The sequence below is a fragment of the Aquabacterium sp. genome (genome assembly GCF_034003525.1).
Taxonomy (GTDB): Bacteria; Pseudomonadota; Gammaproteobacteria; order Burkholderiales; family Burkholderiaceae_C; genus Aquabacterium.
The window spans coordinates 100,163-119,634 of the sequence record NZ_JAVEYN010000001.1 but is presented as its reverse complement, the minus strand read 5'-3'; the positions used below and the strand labels follow the sequence as shown (position 1 = coordinate 119,634).

The 19,472-nt window shown below is 64.9% G+C and carries 15 protein-coding genes; 8 read left to right on the top strand and 7 right to left on the bottom strand.

Annotation, left to right across the window (positions count from 1 at the left end):
- Positions 1-13 precede the first annotated feature (13 nt).
- Genes pstB through phoR form a run of 4 tightly spaced genes read left to right on the top strand, consistent with a single transcriptional unit; the run spans position 14 to position 3,628 of the window.
- Positions 14-799 (top strand): phosphate ABC transporter ATP-binding protein PstB, encoded by a 786-nt coding sequence (gene pstB, locus RBT42_RS00560; protein ID WP_320361635.1) that lies wholly within the window; start codon positions 14-16, stop codon positions 797-799.
- Between the two features lie 50 nt (positions 800-849).
- Positions 850-1,557 (top strand): phosphate signaling complex protein PhoU, encoded by a 708-nt coding sequence (phoU, locus tag RBT42_RS00555; protein WP_320361634.1) that lies wholly within the window; start codon positions 850-852, stop codon positions 1,555-1,557.
- A gap of 20 nt (positions 1,558-1,577) precedes the next feature.
- Positions 1,578-2,279 (top strand): phosphate regulon transcriptional regulator PhoB, encoded by a 702-nt coding sequence (gene phoB, locus RBT42_RS00550; RefSeq protein WP_320361633.1) that lies wholly within the window; start codon positions 1,578-1,580, stop codon positions 2,277-2,279.
- A 17-nt stretch (positions 2,280-2,296) separates the two neighbouring features.
- On the top strand, positions 2,297-3,628 hold the full coding sequence (gene phoR, locus RBT42_RS00545) for a phosphate regulon sensor histidine kinase PhoR (RefSeq protein ID WP_320361631.1): 1,332 nt from the start codon (positions 2,297-2,299) through the stop codon (positions 3,626-3,628).
- A 37-nt stretch (positions 3,629-3,665) separates the two neighbouring features.
- On the opposite strand, the gene RBT42_RS00540 is transcribed toward phoR, so the two are convergent.
- From RBT42_RS00540 to trxA, 4 genes are all read right to left on the bottom strand, one after another.
- Complete coding sequence (locus tag RBT42_RS00540; RefSeq protein WP_320361630.1) at positions 3,666-5,354, bottom strand: hypothetical protein; 1,689 nt, start codon at positions 5,352-5,354, stop codon at positions 3,666-3,668.
- A 102-nt stretch (positions 5,355-5,456) separates the two neighbouring features.
- Positions 5,457-5,714 carry a type B 50S ribosomal protein L31 gene (locus tag RBT42_RS00535; protein ID WP_320361629.1) on the bottom strand — a complete coding sequence of 86 codons (258 nt, stop codon included), beginning with the start codon at positions 5,712-5,714 and terminating at the stop codon, positions 5,457-5,459.
- Positions 5,715-5,817: 103 nt separating this feature from the next.
- On the bottom strand, positions 5,818-7,083 hold the full coding sequence (gene rho, locus RBT42_RS00530; RefSeq protein WP_320361627.1) for a transcription termination factor Rho: 1,266 nt from the start codon (positions 7,081-7,083) through the stop codon (positions 5,818-5,820).
- Between the two features lie 262 nt (positions 7,084-7,345).
- Positions 7,346-7,675, bottom strand: a complete 330-nt coding sequence (gene trxA / locus RBT42_RS00525) for a thioredoxin TrxA (protein WP_320361625.1) — start codon at positions 7,673-7,675, stop codon at positions 7,346-7,348.
- Positions 7,676-7,964: 289 nt separating this feature from the next.
- On the opposite strand from trxA, the gene RBT42_RS00520 reads away from it, so the two are divergent.
- Positions 7,965-9,725, top strand: coding sequence for an HDOD domain-containing protein (locus RBT42_RS00520; protein ID WP_320361623.1), 1,761 nt, complete (start codon positions 7,965-7,967; stop codon positions 9,723-9,725).
- Here RBT42_RS00520 and RBT42_RS00515 read toward each other — a convergent pair.
- Positions 9,712-10,749, bottom strand: a complete 1,038-nt coding sequence (locus RBT42_RS00515) for a quinone-dependent dihydroorotate dehydrogenase (protein WP_320361621.1) — start codon at positions 10,747-10,749, stop codon at positions 9,712-9,714. The two genes, RBT42_RS00520 and RBT42_RS00515, sit on opposite strands and share 14 nt — an antisense overlap.
- Positions 10,750-10,964: 215 nt before the next feature.
- On the opposite strand from RBT42_RS00515, the gene RBT42_RS00510 reads away from it, so the two are divergent.
- Positions 10,965-13,319, top strand: coding sequence for a Tex family protein (locus RBT42_RS00510; RefSeq protein ID WP_320361619.1), 2,355 nt, complete (start codon positions 10,965-10,967; stop codon positions 13,317-13,319).
- Between the two features lie 129 nt (positions 13,320-13,448).
- Here RBT42_RS00510 and RBT42_RS00505 read toward each other — a convergent pair whose 3' ends face one another.
- Both RBT42_RS00505 and RBT42_RS00500 read right to left on the bottom strand, forming a co-directional pair.
- Positions 13,449-15,761 (bottom strand): heavy metal translocating P-type ATPase, encoded by a 2,313-nt coding sequence (locus RBT42_RS00505; RefSeq protein WP_320361617.1) that lies wholly within the window; start codon positions 15,759-15,761, stop codon positions 13,449-13,451.
- A 48-nt stretch (positions 15,762-15,809) separates the two neighbouring features.
- Positions 15,810-17,297, bottom strand: coding sequence for an acetyl-CoA hydrolase/transferase family protein (locus RBT42_RS00500; protein WP_320361615.1), 1,488 nt, complete (start codon positions 17,295-17,297; stop codon positions 15,810-15,812).
- 141 nt (positions 17,298-17,438) lie between these two features.
- Between RBT42_RS00500 and RBT42_RS00495 the strand changes: the two genes are divergently transcribed.
- Both RBT42_RS00495 and RBT42_RS00490 read left to right on the top strand, forming a co-directional pair.
- Entirely contained in the window at positions 17,439-18,335 is an 897-nt protein-coding gene (locus RBT42_RS00495; RefSeq protein ID WP_320361613.1) for a LysR family transcriptional regulator, read from the top strand.
- Between the two features lie 51 nt (positions 18,336-18,386).
- Entirely contained in the window at positions 18,387-19,457 is a 1,071-nt protein-coding gene (locus tag RBT42_RS00490) for a phospholipase (protein ID WP_320361612.1), read from the top strand.
- The last annotated feature ends 15 nt before the right edge of the window (positions 19,458-19,472 follow it).

Below are 19,472 nucleotides of genomic sequence, written 5' to 3'. Positions count from 1 at the left end.
GGAGTTCCAGACCATGGATACCAAGGTAAACACTGCACAGACGGAGCGCATCAAGCTGGCCGTCAACAACCTGAACTTCTACTACGGCAAGTTCCACGCCCTCAAGAACATCAACCTGACCTTGCCAGAAAACAAGGTGACGGCCTTCATCGGCCCCTCGGGTTGTGGCAAGTCCACGCTGCTGCGCACCTTCAACCGCATGTTCGAGTTGTACCCGGAGCAGCGCGCCGAGGGCGAGATCCTGCTCGACGGGGAGAACATCCTCAAGAGCAAGGAAGACGTGGCCCTGATCCGCGCTCGCGTGGGCATGGTGTTCCAGAAGCCGACACCGTTTCCGATGTCGATTTACGAGAACATCGCCTACGGCGTGCGTCTGTTTGAGAAGCTGTCTCGTACCGAGATGGACGAGCGCGTGGAGTGGGCCTTGAAGAAGGCCGCGTTGTGGAACGAAGTCAAGGACAAGCTCAACCAGAGCGGTTCGGGCCTGTCGGGTGGTCAGCAGCAGCGTCTGTGCATTGCCCGTGGCATCGCGATCAAGCCCGAGGTGCTGCTGCTCGACGAGCCATGCTCGGCGCTGGACCCGATCTCGACTGGCAAGATCGAAGAGCTGATCCATGAGCTCAAGAACGACTACACCGTGCTGATCGTGACCCACAACATGCAGCAGGCCGCGCGCTGCTCGGACTACACCGCCTACATGTACCTGGGCGAGCTGATCGAGGTGGGCGCGACCACCGACATCTTCATGAAGCCCAAGCGCAATGAGACCGAGGATTACATCACTGGCCGTTTCGGCTGATGACGCAGCCCCTGAAAACGCACAACAACCAACATTGAAGGAGTTGCCTCATGACCGATAAGCACATGTCCAGCCAGTTCGATTCGGAGCTGGGCAGTATTTCCACCCGCGTTCTGGAGATGGGGGGGCTGGTGGAGTCACAGGTGGCGCAGGCCGTGGCCGCGCTGACCACGTTCAATGGTGAAGAAGCCACGCGCGTGTTGACCCAGGAAACCCTGGTCAACCAGATGGAAGTCAACATCGACGCCGACCTGTCCTTGATCATTGCACGCCGTCAACCGACCGCACGGGACCTGCGCCTGCTGATCGCGATTTCCAAGACCATCGGGAATCTGGAGCGCGTGGGGGACGAGGCGGCACGCGTGGCCCGAACAGTGCAACGTCTGATCAACACGGGTGTGTCCACCCGCCTGCGCCTGCCGGTGGGCGATCTGCAGTTCGCGGCCGAGTTGGCCACGGCCTCGCTGCGCCGTGCCCTGGACGCCTTTGCGCGCCTGGACACCCAGACCGCCATCGAGGTCATCCGCGCCGACAACGAAATCGACTCCGAGTTCGATGGCCTGATGCGCAAGCTGATCACCTACATGATGGAAGACCCGCGTACGATCTCGGCCTCCATCGATCTGGTGTTCGTGGCCAAGGCCATTGAACGGGTGGGGGATCACGCCAAGAACCTGGCTGAGCAGGTCATCTACATCGTCAAGGGTGCCGACGTGCGTCACAACACGCCGGATGCGGTCGAGTCCATCATCAAGTAAGCGCAATTCAGGAGCTGCCCATGAGCCGTGTGCTGGTGGTTGAAGACGAAATGGCGATCGCCGAGTTGATCGCCCTGAACCTGCGTCATGCCGGGTTCGAGGTGACGGTGGTCGACAACGGCGAGGATGCCCAGACCCAGATCGACAAGGTCATGCCTGACTTGGTCTTGCTCGATTGGATGTTGCCGGGCCAATCGGGCCTGACGCTGGCCAAGCGCTGGCGCGGGGCTACGCGCACCCGTGACATCCCCATCATCATGCTGACCGCCCGTGCCGAGGAGGCCGACAAGGTGGCCGGACTCGACGCCGGGGCCGACGACTACCTGACCAAGCCCTTCTCTCCCCACGAGCTGATGGCGCGGGTGCGTGCGGTGTTGCGCCGCAAGGCCCCTCAGGCACTCGACTCTGCCGTGGAGATTGCCGGGCTGCGCCTGGATCCGTCCACCCGCCGCGTTTCGCGGGGCGAGCAGGAGGTCAAGATCGGCCCGACCGAGTTCAAGTTGCTGCACTTCTTCATGACCCACCCGGAGCGCGTGCACAGCCGTGCGCAGTTGCTCGACCGTGTCTGGGGTGACCACGTGTTCATCGAGGAGCGCACGGTGGACGTGCATGTGAAGCGCCTGCGCGAGGCCTTGGCCCCTGTGCAACGCTCACAGCTGATTGAAACGGTGCGGGGAGCGGGCTACCGTCTCACTCAGCAGTTGGCCGAGGCTGCGGCCTGATCTGAACAAGGCGAGCGGTGGATTCAAACCAATCGTGGTTTCTGGCGCGGATCACCTCCCGTGTGGGGTATGCCGGCGTCGGGGCATTGGGGGGCTGGTTGCTGGGGACGTATACGGCTTACCCCTTGACCATGGCGTTGATGGGCTGTGCCTCAGCCTTGATCATCCAGTCCGCCATCGACACCTGGCGCGGGCAGAGCCTGCTTGACTGGTTGCGTACGCCCGAGGCCGAACCACCGGCCATCTCCAGCATCTGGGGGGAAATCGGCTACCGCGTGCAGCGCTTGCTCCAGTTGCGCGAGCAGGCCATCGAACGGGAGCGCGCCCGCCTGGCGGACTTCCTGTCAGCCATCGAGGTCTCGCCCAATGGCGTGATGCTGCTGGATGCCGCCGAACACATCACCTGGATCAGCACCAGCGCGGCCAACCACTTTGGCCTCGATCCGCAGCGCGACCTGCAGCAGCGCGTGACGAACCTTGTCCGTCAGCCCGCGTTCGTCCAGTACCTCAATGCCGGCGACTACCGCGAAGGGGTCAAATGCCCGATGGCGACGGGCGCCCACCACTGGCTGCAAATTCATGTGAAAGAGTACGGCGATGGGCTCAAACTGGTGTTGTCGCAGGACATCACTGAGCGTGAGCGCGCTGACCACATGCGGCGCGACTTCGTGGCCAACGTGTCGCACGAAATCCGCACGCCGCTGACCGTGCTCAGCGGCTTCATCGAAACCATGGGCTCTTTGCCTCTGACCGAGGTGGAGCGGCAGCGGGTCATCAGCTTGATGTCGCAACAGGCGGCGCGCATGCAGACCTTGGTCTCTGACCTCTTGACCCTGGCTCAGATCGAAGGCAGCCCGCGCCCTGCGGCCGACACCTGGCTGAAAGTCGATGACTTGATGCAGCGCATCGACAACGACGTGCAGGGCCTGTCTCGTGGACGCCATCCCGTGACCGTGACCACGAACACGGACGGCAAGTTGTGCGAGATCGCGGCGGTGGAGAGCGAGTGGCTGAGCGCGATGGGCAACCTCGTCTCCAACGCGGTGCGCTACACGCCCGATGGCCAGCCCATCGACATTGGGTGGCGGGTGTTGCCCGATGGGCGTGCCGAGTTCAGCGTGAAGGATGGCGGAGTGGGCATTGCACCGGAGCACCTGCCACGCCTGTCAGAGCGCTTCTATCGCGCCGACAGCAGCCGTTCACGCAACACCGGCGGCACAGGCTTGGGCCTGTCGATCGTCAAGCATGTGGTGCAGCGCCACGGTGGCGAATTGAAGGTGACGAGCGAGTTGGGCAAGGGTTCCACCTTCACGATCTGGCTGCCTGCGGTGCGGGTTCGCCTGGTGTGAGCTGCCAGGGGCCTTCAGTGGCCAGTGCCCCGGCGTCTCACCGACGGTAAATCGCAATCTGCTCGGAGTTGCGAGTGCGCTGGTTGTGCCGCACGACGAAGGTCCAGCCTTCGATCTGAGGTGCCTGGGCGCGTCCCGGCAGTTGCATGACCAGCACCTCGCAGTGACGGGCGGCATCGCCTGAGGTGGACGCCAGACCGTCGACGCGGTACTGCCCGAAGTACTCCATGCCCGTCAGCAAGGCGACCGAGGCCCGCGGGGCGCATACCAGGGTGTGGGCCGGCACCTCCACGCGCATGCGCTCGATCAGGGAGCGGTAGCTGCGTGCCTGGTCCAGGATGGGGAGCCACAGCGTCATGAACAGCAGCCAGCACAAGGCCACCCCGCCCGCGGGCAGCACCAGGCTCTTCCACAAGGCGTGCGACACACGGGCGGTACGCCAGCGCACCAGGCCCAGCCAGAGCACGGTGCCGATCACGGCCGCGACCAGGGCCAGCCACGAAAACTCGGCCTCCGTGCCAGGCACGAGCTTGGCGATGCGCTCGGCGGTGCGGGCCGGCGCCCCGGTGTGCAGCGCCACATAGCCCAGCCAGATCAGGCTGGCGAAGATGGTGAAGAAGAAGACCGAGAACCAGTCGATGGCCGAACCCAGGCTGCGTTGCAGGATGGGCAGGGCGAAGGCTGCCAGCACCGCCAGCGAGGGCAGGGCGGTGAGCAAGGCCCGCTCATTGGCGCTCATGGCCAGCGAGGCCAGCACGCCCACCAGGGTGGTGAACAGAGGCACGGCAATGTGGCGGTGCGTGATTTGGCGGCGCCAGTGCCAGATGGTGAGCGCGGCCAGCGGCAAGGTGGGCCAGGTGAACCACACCAGCAGACGCAGCACCTCGCCTGCGCCATCGGGCCAGGCCAGGCGCCACGACCAGCCCGGCAGGTTCAGGGCCGACAAGGAAGTGGCCAGCAGCAGCGCCAGCACGGTGGCGGCCAGCACCCAACGCAGGTGCCGCCGCATCTCATCCTGGCGGGACAGCAGGCAGATCACGCTGCCCACCAGGCCCAGCAGGACGGCGACGGCAGGGCTGCCGCTCGCCGCCATCACGGGCAGGCTCAGCAGTGCTGCCCAGCGGGCTTTGACCGGGTGCACCTGCGCGACCGCCAGGCTGAACAGAAAGAGGGTGCTGCCCGCCAGTTGCAGCAACTCGGGCGTGGTTTCGTGCCCCAGTTGCAGCAGACCGAGTGAGGCGATGAGGGCCAGCAGCCCGCCATCGGCCACGGCGCGGGCGTAATCGGCCGGCGCGGCTTCACCGCCGAAGGCCAGCGGCAAAGGCTGGGCTGCGTCCGTGCGGGCCAGATGGTAAGTGGTGTACCAGGTCAGGGCCAGGGTGGCGGCCAGCAGCAAGGCAAAGGGCAAGCGAGCCGCCACGGCGGGGTCCACCCAGGGGCTCAGCAGGTCGATGAAGGCGGCCCCCAGCCAATAGGGCAGCACGCCGCCCGAGGTGGGCAGCACGCCACCCACATTCGGGTGCAGCCAGGAGGCTTGCCCCAGGGCCAGGCTCCACATGTGCCCGAAGGAGGCGATGTCTTCGTTCTTCCAGGGGTCGCGCCCGAACAGGCCCGGGATGACATAAGCCGCGCAAAACAGCAGCAAGGCCCAGCGCGGCAGGCGCTGAACGGCCTTCTGGGTGACCAGGGCAGGGGAGACGCGGGATTCCTGAAGGCGAGCGTTCATGCGAGGTGGCGACAAGCGAGGCAGAAATGAAAAAGGGCAGCCGGAGCCACCCCTTTGAGTATCGCGGAAACGGGCGCTGCAAACACAGGCCCGAGAGCCGGATTACTTGCGGAACTGCGCAAACTTGTTGCGGAACTTCTCGACGCGGCCACCCAGGGTGTCCACGCTCTTTTGCTGGCCCGTGTAGAAGGCGTGCGATTCGGAAGAGGTTTCCAGCTTGAACAGGGGCAGTTCACGGCCGTCGTCCAGCTTGATGCTTTCCTTGGTGGGAGCGCACGAGCGGGTGATGAACTGGAAGCCGTTGGACTGGTCAACGAAGACGACGTCGCGGTAGTTGGGGTGAATACCTTGCTTAGGCATAGGGGAACCTCTTGCTGTTTGCATCATCGGTAGCCACCAGGCACCATGCCTGGCACTTTCCGACAGCCGGAAAACCCGAGATTATAACGGGTTTCGGGGTGGATTAGCCACCACGCCTCATCATGTCGAAGAAGTCGTGGTTGTTCTTGGTTGAGCGCATCTTGTCGAGCACGAACTCCATCGCCTCGATCTCGTCCATCGGGTAGAGCAGCTTGCGCAAAATCCAGCTCTTTTGCAGGATTTCAGCCTTGAGCAGCAACTCTTCGCGGCGGGTGCCCGACTTGTTGATCAGGATGGAAGGGTAGACACGCTTTTCGGCCATGCGGCGATCCAGGTGGATTTCGCAGTTACCGGTGCCCTTGAACTCTTCGTAGATCACTTCGTCCATGCGGCTGCCAGTGTCGACCAGCGCGGTGCCGATGATGGTGAGCGAGCCACCTTCTTCGATGTTGCGGGCAGCGCCGAAGAAGCGCTTGGGACGTTGCAGGGCGTTGGAGTCCACACCGCCCGACAGCACCTTGCCCGACGAGGGCAGGACGTTGTTGTAGGCGCGGGCCAGACGGGTGATCGAGTCCAGCAGGATGACCACGTCCTTGCCCAGTTCGACCAGGCGCTTGGCGCGCTCGATCACCATTTCGGCGACCTGAACGTGACGCTGGGCGGGTTCGTCAAACGTGGAGCTGATCACTTCGCCGCGCACGGTGCGCTGCATTTCGGTCACTTCTTCCGGGCGCTCGTCCACCAGCAGCACGATCAGGTGCACGTCGGGGTGGTTGGCGACCAAGGCGTGAGCCAGGTTCTTCATCAGCACCGTCTTGCCGCTCTTGGGCGGGGCGACGATCAGGGCGCGTTGACCTTTGCCGATGGGGGCAATCAGGTCAATGATGCGGCTGCTGATGTTGTCGTCGCTGCGCAGGCCGTCGCTCTCAAGCTTGAACTGCTCGGTCGGGAACAGCGGCGTGAGGTTCTCGAACATCAGCTTGTTCTTGTTGACCTCAGGCGACAGACCGTTGACGCGGTCAACCTTGACCAGGGCAAAGTAGCGCTCGCCGTCCTTGGGGACGCGCACTTCGCCTTCGATCAGGTCGCCGGTGTGCAGGTTGAAGCGGCGCACCTGGCTGGGCGACAGGTAGATGTCGTCGGTGCTGGCCAGGAAGCTCATGTCGAGCGCGCGCAGGAAGCCGAACCCGTCGGGCAGCACTTCGAGGACGCCGTCGCCGAAGACCTGCTCGCCAGCCTTGGCGCGCTTCTTCATGATGGCAAACATCAACTCCTGCTTGCGCATGCGAGAGACGTTTTCAATTTCAAGAGTCTCTGCCATCTCGACCAGTTTCGAGATGTGCAGGGCCTTCAGTTCTGACAGATGCATGTAGGGGTACCCTGAACGAAACCCGCAGGCACCACAACGTTGCAGCAACGTTTGGCCGAGCAGGTGAAAAACGCGTGGGTGAAAGGATGGATTGAGGCGAACGCCTCGGCTCGCTCGGGTGACTGGATTCGGGCCGGTGAGGGTGACTCACGCTGCGGGATCTGCACCCAGACTGCCGGTCGGGCGACCGGGCAGGCAAACGAACACCGACTGCGGTCAGGCAATCGGTGAACGCATTATAGGGACGAAATGCCCCCAGGTATCACAGGTTGCCGTCGATGAAGGCGGTCAGTTGAGCCTTGGACAGGGCGCCAACCTTGGTGGCAGCCAGTTGGCCGCCCTTGAAGATCATCAGCGTGGGGATGCCGCGGATGCCGAACTTGGCGGGCACGTCACGGTTCTGGTCGACGTTCATCTTGGCCACGTTCAGGCGACCGGCGTAATCCTTGGCGACTTCGTCCAGGATGGGGGCGATCATCTTGCAGGGGCCGCACCACTCGGCCCAGTAGTCCACCAGCACGGGCTGGGCCGACTGCAGCACGTCTGCGTCGAAGGATGCGTCGGAAATGTGTTTGATCAGGTCGCTGCTCATGAAACTGTCCTTGGGGGTGCAAGGAAAGGAGCGATCTTTGGCTTAGATGTCGCTCATTTCCACTTATGTGAAGATTTTGACACAGAAGAGCTCCGTATCAGGGTCACACCTGAGAGACCTTGTTGATGGTGTCCATAGTCGAAAACTGTTGCTTCGGCGATGCACCATCGCCTGAAATGGGCCGCTTGTCACCCCTAGGCTAAAGTATCGACTGATTTGAATATGTCGTGAAATGGAGAGGCTGCGGTCTTTCTTGCGCGGCTGCTCCTTTGTTTCCATTGCGCACTTCATGACGCGAGCCTCGTCCACATCGTCCACCTCGCCCCGCTACTTCGGGCGGTTCGAGTTGCGTGAGCAATTGGGGCGCTCCAGTGCGACGCAGTCGTGGCTCGTGATGGACAGCCATTTGAAGCACGAGGTGCTCCTGTGTGTGCCGCGCGTGCAGCCGCTGAACGAGGCTGAGCGCGATGTCTGGATGCAGGACGTGCAGCTCGGCGCACGGCTCAAACATCCGCACCTGGCGCAGGTGCTGGAGGTGGGTGTTCACGAGGGCTGGCCTTTTGCCATTGTGGAGCTGGGTGAGCAGGTCACCCTGGCGGAGCGCCTCACCGATGGAGCGCCGCTGACGCCGACCGAGGTCGCGGGCATCGTGGTGGATGTGCTGGACGGGTTGGCCTATGCCCACGAGGCCGGCCTGGTGCACCAGGACATCGGGCTGCACAGCGTGCTGCTGGACCGCGCCGGGCGAGCCCGCCTGGCCGCACTGGGTGTGGGCTTGCGTGCGGGGCCTGTGGGTGTGCCACGTCGGCCCAGGCTGGACCTGTTCAGTTTGCGCCAGGCCTGTGAGCGCGATGTGCTGATGGTGGGCCTTTTGCTGCATCACCTGCTGGCGAACCAAGCGCCGCTGGACGAGGCAGACATCGGACTGGCCGTGGCACGTGTCGGCACCGAGATTGTGCGTTTGCCCTGGAGCACGCCGCACAGCGTGCCCGACCCCTTGCGCGCGATCGCCAACCGCGCCACCGATCGGCAGCAGCGTCAGCGCTACCTGAATGCCCGTACGCTCTTGAGCGCCTTGCAGCGCTGGATCAAGACGCACACCGAAGATGCCGGCGGGCCGCTGGTGCTCTTGCTCGACCGTCTCAACTCCGTGGGCACCCTGCCTGGGCGCCCGGGTACGGAGCGGGCGCTGGTGTCGGCCTTGTCGGTCGAAACCTTGCGCGTGGACGATCTGGTCGAGGTGGTGTTGAAGAACCCGGCGATGGCCTGGGAGATGCTGCGCTCGGTCAACACCGCATCGTTCCAGAGCCCGGGCGACGGTGAGGGGGTGACCACCTTGTCGCGGGCCTTGGTGATGCTGGGGCAAGAGGGGATTCGCCGGGTGGCTTCGAGCGTCCGCGCCTGGCCGGGCGCCGTGGGTGCGCAGGCCAGCCTGAATGCGGATGACGGGGCCGCGGCGGTGGCCGGGCTGGCCGCTGCCTTGCGGCGCCATTGCATTGCCGGGCACGTTGCGCGCCTGTTGGCGCCGTTCTCCATTCACGATGAAGAGGCGGCTTTGGCGGCGATGGCGCAGTCGCTGGGGCCGACGCTGATCGCCTATCACTTCCCTGAAGAGGCGGCTCAGATCATGCGCCTGACGCAGGATGTGCCGCCCACCGAGCCCGAGGGGCGGCCCACGCCGGGCATGCAACCCGAGGCCGCCGTGAGTGCCGTGCTGGGTGTCGAGATGGACGAGTTGACGGCCGCGGTGCTGCGCCACTGGGGCTTGCATGAGCGCCTGCTGTCGGCGGCGCGGCCCTTGAGTCGGACCAATCCGGTGCGCAAGCCGGCCACGCGCGAGGAAATCTTGCGCACGGTGGCCAGCCTGGCCAATGAACTGGCCCTGTCGGTGATGTTGGACGCAGAGAAGCAGCCTGCGGCCGTGCACCAGGTGTACATGCGCTACGCACGCGCCCTGGACCTGACGCCGAAAGAGTGCATCCAGACCCTGGAGTTGGCCACCCGCCTGGTGGACGGCGGGCGGCGACCGGAGCCGGTCAGCCCAGCTTGAGGGCTTGGGCGCAGGCCTTGACCAGTTCAGGGCCTTCGTAGATGAGGCCGGTGTAGATCTGGACGAGGTCGGCACCAGCATCGCGTTTCGAGCGTGCATCGGCGGCGCTCATGATGCCGCCCACCCCGATGATGGGATAGCGCGGGCCCAAAGCGGCACGCAGTTGGCGGATCACCTGGTTGCTGGCTTCCAGCACAGGCGCACCGCTGAGACCACCGGTTTCTTCGGCGTGCGGCAGGCCCTTGACCGCTTCACGGGAGATGGTGGTGTTGGTGGCGATCACGCCGTCGATCTCGTTCTTTTGCAGCGTGGCTGCGATGACGCCCACCTGGGTTTCGTCCAGATCCGGTGCGATCTTCACGAACATGGGCACGGTGCGGCCATGGCGCTTGATGAGGTCCTGACGACGTTCTTGAAGTTGGGCGAGCAGGGCGTCGAGGGCCTCGTCGCTTTGCAGGGCGCGCAGGTTCTTGGTGTTGGGCGAGGAGATGTTGACCGTGACGTAGTCGGCGTGCGGGTACACGCCTTCCAGGCAGATCAGGTAATCGTCAACCGCGTTTTCAATGGGGGTGACGGCGTTCTTGCCGATGTTCAGGCCCAGGATGCCGCCGTTCTCGCGAAAGCGCGCGCGTTTGACGTTGGCGAGGAAGGCGTCCAGGCCTTCGTTGTTGAAGCCCAGGCGGTTGATGAGCGCGTTGGCCTCGGGCAGGCGGAACATGCGGGGCTTGGGGTTGCCCGGCTGCGCCTTGGGCGTGACGGTGCCCACTTCCACAAAGCCGAATCCCATGGCGCCCAGACCGTCGATGACGCGGCCGTTCTTGTCCAGGCCGGCGGCCATGCCGACCCGGTTGGGGAAGGTGATGCCGGCGATTTCAACGGGGTCGTTCACCCGTTCGGCACCCCAGAGGCAGGCCAGCGGGGTGTTCTGGAAACGGGCCAGACCGGCCATGGTCAGCTCGTGCGCGGCCTCCGGGTCCATCTTGAACAACACGGATTTCGGCAGGGAGTAGGGAAGTAAGGCCATGAGGTGGCAGAAACGGCTCACGTGTGAAACAAGCCGCTATTGTCCCCGATCTCGCGCAGGAGGCTGGCCGTGGCTTTTCGAGTGGCGGGAGGTCCGGCCGGGCCGGCGTTCGGAAGTGTCGGTATGGCAAACTGCGCCCCCTGTAGCTGGGTTGGGCGTGCCTGTGGTCACTGGCAAAGTCCCACCCGTGTGAACGTTTCTGAACGAGGCCGAGCTTGGACAAGATCCTGATGCAACTGGCGGCGGAACTCAATGTCCGCCCCGCGCAAGTCAATGCTGCCGTGCAACTGCTGGATGGCGGTGCGACGGTGCCTTTCATTGCCCGTTATCGCAAGGAGGCCACCGATGGCCTTGACGACACGCAGTTGCGTGACCTGGAAGCCCGCCTGGGCTATCTGCGTGAACTGGAAGACCGCCGTGCCGCGGTGCTCAAGAGCATCGAGGAGCAGGGCAAGCTGACGCCCGAGTTGCGTGCCGCGATCGAAACCGTGCCGACCAAGCAGGAGCTGGAAGACCTGTACCTGCCTTACAAGCCCAAGCGCCGCACCAAGGGCATGATCGCCCGCGAGGCGGGTATTGAGCCCCTGGCGGACAAGCTGTTTGCCGACCCGACGCTGGACCCGCAGGCCGAGGCCGCTGGGTTCGTCAACGCCGATGCAGGCTTTGCAGACACCTTTGCGGTGCTGGACGGTGTGCGCGACATCCTGTCGGAGCGCTGGGCCGAAGACGCCACCCTGATCGGCAAGATGCGCGACTGGCTGTGGTCGGAAGGGCTGTTCCAGTCGAAGCTGATGGCCGGCAAGGACGAGAACAATCCGGACGTGGCCAAGTTCCGCGATTACTTCGACTACGACGAGCCGATCCGCACCGTGCCTTCGCACCGCGCGTTGGCGGTGTTCCGTGGTCGGACGCAAGAGATCCTCGACGCCAAGCTGGTGTTGGACGAAGAAGTGGTGCCCGGCAAGCCTTCTCTGGCCGAGGGTCGCATTGCCGTTCACTTGGGCTGGAGCCACAGCAAGCGTCCCAGCGACGACCTGATCCGCAAGTGCATTGCCTGGACGTGGAAGGTGAAGCTGTCGCTGAGCCTGGAGCGAGACCTGTTTGCGCGCCTGCGTGAGGCGGCCGAAGCCACGGCCATCAAGGTGTTTGCCGAGAACCTGCGCGACCTGTTGTTGGCCGCACCGGCTGGCAAGCGCGTGGTGATGGGCCTGGACCCCGGCATCCGCACCGGTGTGAAGGTGGCGGTGCTGAGCGACACCGGCAAGGTGCTGGACACCTCGACCGTGTACCCGCATGAGCCGCGCAAGGACTGGGAAGGCTCGATCCACACGCTGGCGCGTTTGTGCGCCGCCCATGGCGTGAACCTGATCGCCATTGGCAATGGCACGGCCAGCCGTGAGACCGACAAGCTGGCCGCCGACTTGATCAAGCGCATCCAGCAACTGGCGCCGGGCACGCACATCGAGAAGGTCGTGGTGTCGGAAGCGGGTGCGTCGGTGTATTCGGCGTCGGAGTTCGCGTCGAAAGAATTGCCAGATCTCGACGTGAGCCTGCGCGGCGCGGTGTCGATTGCCCGCCGCCTGCAAGACCCGCTGGCCGAGCTGGTGAAGATCGACCCCAAGAGCATTGGCGTGGGGCAGTACCAGCACGACGTCAACCAGAGCGAGCTGGCGCGCACGCTGGACGCGGTGGTCGAAGACTGCGTGAACTCGGTGGGGGTGGACCTGAACACGGCTTCGGCGCCTTTGCTGGCCCAGGTGTCGGGTTTGAGCACCGCGGTGGCCAACAGCATCGTGCGCTGGCGCGATGCCAATGGCGCGTTCCGCAACCGCAAGCAGTTGATGGACGTGGCGGGCTTGGGGGCCAAGACCTTCGAGCAGGCCGCTGGTTTCTTGCGCATTCGCGATGGCGACAACCCGCTGGATGTGACCGGGGTGCACCCGGAAACCTATCCGGTGGTGGAGAAGATGCTGGCGACGACCGGTAAGCCCATTGGCGAGCTGATGGGCAAGAGCGATGTGCTGCGCAGCCTCAAGCCGGAACTGTTTGCCGACGACAAGTTCGGTGTCATCACCGTGAAGGACATTCTGGGTGAGCTGGAGAAGCCCGGCCGTGACCCGCGCCCGGACTTCAAGGTGGCCCGCTTCAACGATGGCGTCGAAGACATCAAGGATCTGAAGGAAGGCATGGTGTTGGAGGGCACGGTCAGCAACGTGGCGCAGTTTGGCGCCTTCGTGGACCTGGGCGTGCACCAGGACGGCCTGGTCCACGTGAGCCAGTTGTCAAACAAGTTCGTCACCGACGCACGTGAGGTGGTCAAGACCGGCGACATCGTGAAGGTGAAGGTGCTGGAAGTGGACCTGTCACGCCAGCGCATTTCACTGACGATGAAGCTGGATGCGGCCACGGGGCCGAAGGCGGCTGGGACCGGGCGCGACAGCGGTTTCCGCCCAGCAGCGCGCAACGAGCGTGTGCAAGGCGGCGGCCGCGGGGCGGGCGCTGCTGGCGGGGCTGCTCCGGGTCAGTCGGCCATGGCCGCAGCGTTTGCCAAGTTGCAAACCAAGCGCTGATGAACAATAACCCACGGTGGCACGACAAGGCTGCAATGGGTGGATGGTGAAACGACAAACGCCCGGTGGAAGCCAGGCGTTTTGCTGTGTGCGCTTGTCTGAGTGAGACGTTGAGGTCGTAAGACCTGCTCAGTCCTTGAAGCGCAGCAGTCGCAGGCCGTTGAACACCACGATCAGGCTGGCGCCCATGTCTGCAAAGACGGCCATCCACAAGGTGGCGTGACCGGTCAGCGCCAGGGCAAAGAAGACCAGCTTGATGCCCAGCGCCAGCGCGATGTTCTGCTTCAGCACGGCCGAGGTGCGGTGGCTGAGGCGCACGAAGGTGGCGATCTTGCGTGGGTCATCGTCCATGATGGCGACGTCAGCGGCTTCGAGGGCCGTGGCGGTGCCGGCGGCGCCCATGGCCAAGCCGATGTGCGCCCGCGCCAGGGCGGGGCCGTCGTTGACACCGTCGCCCACCATGCCGACGTGGCCGTGTTCGCGGATGAGGTCTTCGATGGCCTTCAGCTTGTCATCGGGGAGCAGGTTGCCGCGTGCATCGTCGATGCCGGCCTGCTGGGCCATGTGGCGGGCGGCCAGGGCGTTGTCGCCGCTGAGCATGACGGGGTGAATGCCCAGTTCCTGGAGTTGACGCACGGCGTCGGCCGATTCCGGTCGCAGGGTGTCGGAGACGGCCAGCAAGGCCTGTGGGCCGGCGCGGTTGATGAGGATGAGGGCGGTCTGGCCGGTTTGCTCGATCTCGGCCAGTTGGGCTTCGAGGGCGGGGGAGCACAGGCCGAGGTCTTCGAGCAGACGGTGGTTACCGAGGTGCCAGGTTTGCTGGTCGATGTCACCCCGCACTCCCAGGCCGTGCATGCTGTGGAAGGCAGTGACGTCGGACAGGGGCGGTTGCCCGGCGGCGCGCGCCTGCCAGGCTTGGACCACGGCTTGTGCGACCGGGTGCGCGCTGTGGTGATCCAGGCTGGCGGCCAGGCGCAGGGCTTCGGTGTCGCTCAAGGTGCCCAGTGAGCGCACCAGAGTCAGGGCAGGTTTGCCGTGGGTGAGGGTGCCGGTCTTGTCCAGGGCGATGGCCTTGAGCAGGCGACCGCCTTCCAGGTGTGCGCCGCCTTTGACCAGGATGCCGCGACGTGCCGCCGCGGCCAGGCCACTGACGACAGTCACCGGGGTGGACACCACCAGCGCACAAGGGCAGGCAATGACCAGCATCACCAGGGCCTGATAGACCCAGTGCAGCCAGCCTTGCGTGGTGAGCAGGGGGCCGAGCACGGCGGTGGCCAACGCCAGCAGCACGACGATGGGGGTGTAGTAGCGCGCGAACTGATCGACAAAGCGCTGCATGGGGGCGCGTTGCGACTGCGCTTCCTGGATGGCACGTGCCACGCGGGCCAGGGTGCTGTCGCTGGCGGCGGCCGTGACCAGGGCTTCGAGCACGCCGTTGGTGACGATGGTGCCGGCATAGAGGGTGTCGCCTTCTTGCTTGTCGACGGGCAGGCTCTCACCCGTGATCGGGGCTTCATTGAGCGCAGCCTGCCCCTGTGTGACGCGGGCGTCGAGCGGCACGCGCTCGCCGGCGCGCACACGGATGCGGGCGCCGATGCGGACCTGCTCGACCGGTTGGCTGACCCAATTGCTGCCGAGCCAGACCTGGGCAGTGTCGGGCGCGAGGGCCGAGAGGGACTGGATGGCGTGGCGGGCGCGTTCCAGCGACAGGGCTTCGATGGCTTCGGCCAGGGCGAAGAGGAAGACCACCATCGCGGCTTCCGACCAGCGACCGATGATCAGGGCGCCGCCGACCGCCAGCGTCATCAGGAAGTAGATGTTGAGCGTGAAGTGGCGCAGCGCGATCCAGCCCCTTTTCAGGGTGGGTAGGCCGCTGGTGAGGATGGCGACCACGGCCAGCACGGCACCCAGAGGGTGATGCTCGTTGCCGGTGATCCAGGCGGTGGCTTCGGCTGCGACGGCGGCCACCCCGGAGACGGCCAGCCACAGGCGCGCCCGCATGGGCAGGGCAGGGGGCAAGGCCGTCTGGCGTTGGCCTGCTTCGATCAGGTGAGGGCCCATGCCGATGGCGATCAGCGCTTCCTCGACCGGATGCAGATCGTTCAGCCGGTGATAGACCGTGAGCTCGCGCCCGATGAGGTTGAAGTCCAGCCGTACGATGCCGGGCATGGGCTCGAGCTTGTTGCGGATCAGGCGCTCTTCGGTGGGGCAGTCCATCTGCTCGATGCGGTAGCGCACTTGGGCGGCATCGGGCGGGGCTTCCTGAGAGGCGGGGGAGACAAGCTGTGCGGCCTGGGTGGCAGGACCGCCGCAGCTGTCAGTGTGCCCGTGGTCGTCACCGTGATCGGTGGGCGAAGAGGGGGCACAACATGGCGCTTGTGGCGCAATGTGAATGGGGATGATGGTGCGCTTAGGAGGCGTCTGAGTCGACTGCTGGCTCATGCCTCATTCTGGCACGCAGGCATCACCCCTGCTGTCAGGCGGGGCCTGTCAGCGCATGCTGCCGGTCTTCTGGAAGCGCGTGTGCCAGGCAAAGGCTTCTTCCAGCAGGTGCGGCGTGTGGCCGCCGCGCTGGGTGGCGGCCTTGAAGTAGTCCTGCAGCATGCCGCGGTAGCTCGGGTCCACGCAGTTCGCGATGATGACGGCGGCGCGTTCGCGCGGCGCCAGGCCACGCAGATCTGCCAGGCCGTGCTCGGTGACGATCACGTCCACATCGTGCTCGGTGTGGTCCACGTGGGTGACCATGGGCACGATGGACGAGATGGCGCCGTGCTTGGCCATCGACTTGGTCACGAAGACCGACAGGTGGGCGTTGCGGGCAAAGTCGCCCGAGCCGCCGATGCCGTTCATCATGTGCGTGCCGTTGACGTGCGTGGAGTTGATGTTGCCGTAGATGTCGCACTCCAGCGCCGTGTTGATGGCAATCAGGCCCAGGCGACGGATCACCTCGGGGTGGTTGGACACCTCTTGCGGGCGCAGCACCAGACGCGACTTGTAGTTCTGGATGTTGCCCAGCACGCGCTCGTAGGTCGGCTTGGTCAGGGTGATGGACGAGGCCGAGGCGAAGCTCAGGCGGCCGCTGTCCAGCAACTCGATGGCGCTGTCTTGCAGGACCTCGGAGTACATCTTGAGGTCGTGGAAAGGCGACTCGATCAGGCCGGTCAGCACGGCGTTCGAGATGGTGCCGATGCCCGATTGCAGGGGCTGCAGCGAGGCCGACAGGCGGCCCATCTTCACCTCATGGCGCAGGAACTGGTCCAGGTGGCCGGCGATGGCGTTGGTTTCCTCATCGGGCGGCAGGATGTTGGATGGGCTGTCGTCCTTCTCCGTGATGACGATGGCCGCGATCTTGGCCGGGTCAATGGGGATGAAGGGCACGCCGATGCGCTGTTCGGGATTGATCAGCGGGATGGGCTGGCGGTACGGACGGTAGGTGGGGATGAAGATGTCGTGCAGGCCTTCGAGCTCGACCGGCATCTTCAGGTTGATTTCGATGATGACCTTCTTGGCCAGGATGGCGAAGCTGGCCGAGTTGCCCACCGAGGTGGTCGGCACGATGGCGCCGGTTTCGGTGATGGACGAGGCTTCGATCACGGCAATGTCCACCGGCGCCAACTGGCCCGAGCGCAGCTGCTCGACGGTTTCGGACAAGTGCTGGTCAAGGAACATCACCTCGCCGTTGTTGATCTTCTTGCGCAGCGTGGCGTCGACCTGGAAGGGCAGACGGCGCGAGATGGCGTTGGCTTCGGCCAGGATCTTGTCGGTGTCGTTGCCCAGCGAGGCGCCCGTCATCAGGGTGATCTGCAGGTGTTCCTGGCGGGAGCGGTCGGCCAGCGCCAGCGGCACGGCCTTGCAGTCGCCGGCGCGGGTGAACCCGCTCATGCCCACGGTCATGCCGTTTTCGAACAGGGTGGCGGCGTCGTGCGCGGACATGATCTTGTCGCGCAGGCGAGCCAGACGGATGCGGTCTTCGTACATGGTGTCTCCAGTGGGGCGTACACGCCGATGCCTTGCCGGCGTGCAATGTGGAAATCAGTATAAAAACGGACATATAGTCGCGGGGCGACTTATATTCATGAGATCCAGTCGAAAAACGAATGTCATTGAGCGTCGAGCATCATGGACCTGCGAGCCCTGCGTTACTTTGTTGAAACCGTGCGTCACAGCAGCTTCACCCACGCGGCGGAGCACCTGTGTGTGACCCAGTCCACGGTGAGCAAGATGGTGCGCCAACTGGAAGAGGAGATCGGCCAGCCCCTGTTGATCCGCGAGGGGCGAGGGGTGCGCCTGACCGACGCCGGCAAGATCGTCTTCGAGCGGGGGCAGGAGGCACTGGGGGTGGTCAGGAGCCTGACACAGGATGTGGCCGACCTGAGTGGCCTGGTCCGTGGGGAGGTGACGGTGGGCATCCCGCCCATGGTCAATCTGTTCTTCCCGCCCTTGATCAAGCGTTTCAAAGAGCGCTATCCGCAGATCAAGTTTCACGCCCAGGAGGCCGGGGGGCAGGTGATCGAGCAGCGGGTGCTGGCGGGCGAGTTAGAGGTGGGCGTCACGGTGTTGCCGGTGCCCGCCGACAGTGGCTTGACCAGCACGGAGCTGGGCCGCTTCCCCATCTGCCTGGTCGGCACACCTGCATCGTCGTGGTTTCGGGTGGAGCAGCCGACGCTGGCGACGCTGGATCAGGAGCCGCTGTTGATGTTCAGTGAAGACTACGCCCTGACCAAGCGCTTGCGCACGGGCTTCATCCAGGCCGGGGTCGAGCCCGTGATCGTGGCGCAGAGCGGACAGTGGGACTTTCTGTTGTCGATGGCAATGGCCGGTCTGGGCACGGCCCTGATGCCGGAGCCCTTGCTCAAACGGCTGCGATTGCCGGCCGACGTGGTGATCCGTCCCTTGTGCGAACCCGAGGTGAGTTGGCGTGTGGGGCAGGTGTGGGTGCCAGAGCGGCACATGTCGCATGCGGCGAGGGCGTGGCTGGCGGTGTGCGCCGAGGGCAGTGCCTTGCCCTTGTTCTGACGCGGTGCGCCTCACGGATCGGCGCAGGTCGCTGCGCTATCCTTGCCGCCCATGAAAGCCTTGCACATCCACGTGGGCGAACGCGCCCGGCGACACATTGAGGCGAACGGGCTGCAGCCCAGCGACATCCGCGTCGTTCCGGCGGCGGCCGGTGGCCCCAAGGGCCTCATCCTCAATCACCTGGACCGGCATCTGTTCGGGCACTGGTTGCCGCAAGGGAGCCACACGGTTCACCTGGTGGGTGCCTCCATTGGCGCCTGGCGCATGGCCACGGCGGGCATGGCCGATCCGGTGCGCTCGTTTGCCGACCTGGCCCATGGCTACATTGCGCAGCACATCGAGCCGGAGGCGGGTCGCAAGATGCCGTCGCCTCGCCGCGTGACGCAGGGCTTCACCGACACCTTGAACGGCTTCTTCGGTGAGGAAGTGCCGGGCATCCTGAGTCACCCTCGTTATCGCCTGCATGTGCTGACGTCGCGCGGCCGGCAGGTGCTGCGTCAGGCCACCCCGTCACGCACCATGCTGGGCTTTACCGGTCTGGCCTTGGGCAATGCGGTGTCGCGCAAGGCGGTGGGCCTGTTTCTGGAGCGCACGGTGTTCTCGACGCCGGGCGAGGCTTTGCCCGTGCCATTGCGCGACCTGCCCACAGGGCGCGTTGAGCTGAATACGGGTAACTTCATCCCGGCCATGCTGGCGTCTTGCTCGATCCCCTTCATGCTGGAGGCCGTGCGGGACATTCCCGGCGCGGTGTCGGGCTCGCACTGGGACGGCGGCATCGTGGATTACCACTTCCACTGGCATTACGCGGCCATGCAGCCTGGCTTGGTGCTGTATCCGCATTTCCAGAAGCAGGTGGTGCCGGGCTGGCTGGACAAGGCCTGGAAATGGCGGCATGGCGCCACGCCCTGGCTGGACAACATGGTGCTGCTGGCGCCCAACCCGGCCTGGGTGGAGACCCTTCCGGGCCGCAAGCTGCCCGATCGCAAGGACTTCACGGGCTTGGACCGCGAGGCCCGTGTGCGCGCCTGGACGCAGGCCGTGGCGCAGGCCGCGCAACTGGCCGATGAGTGGCAGGACTGGTTGCGGCGGGGCAGCCCTGTTGGCGAGGTGTTGCCGCTGTGATGTCATGACGTGAGC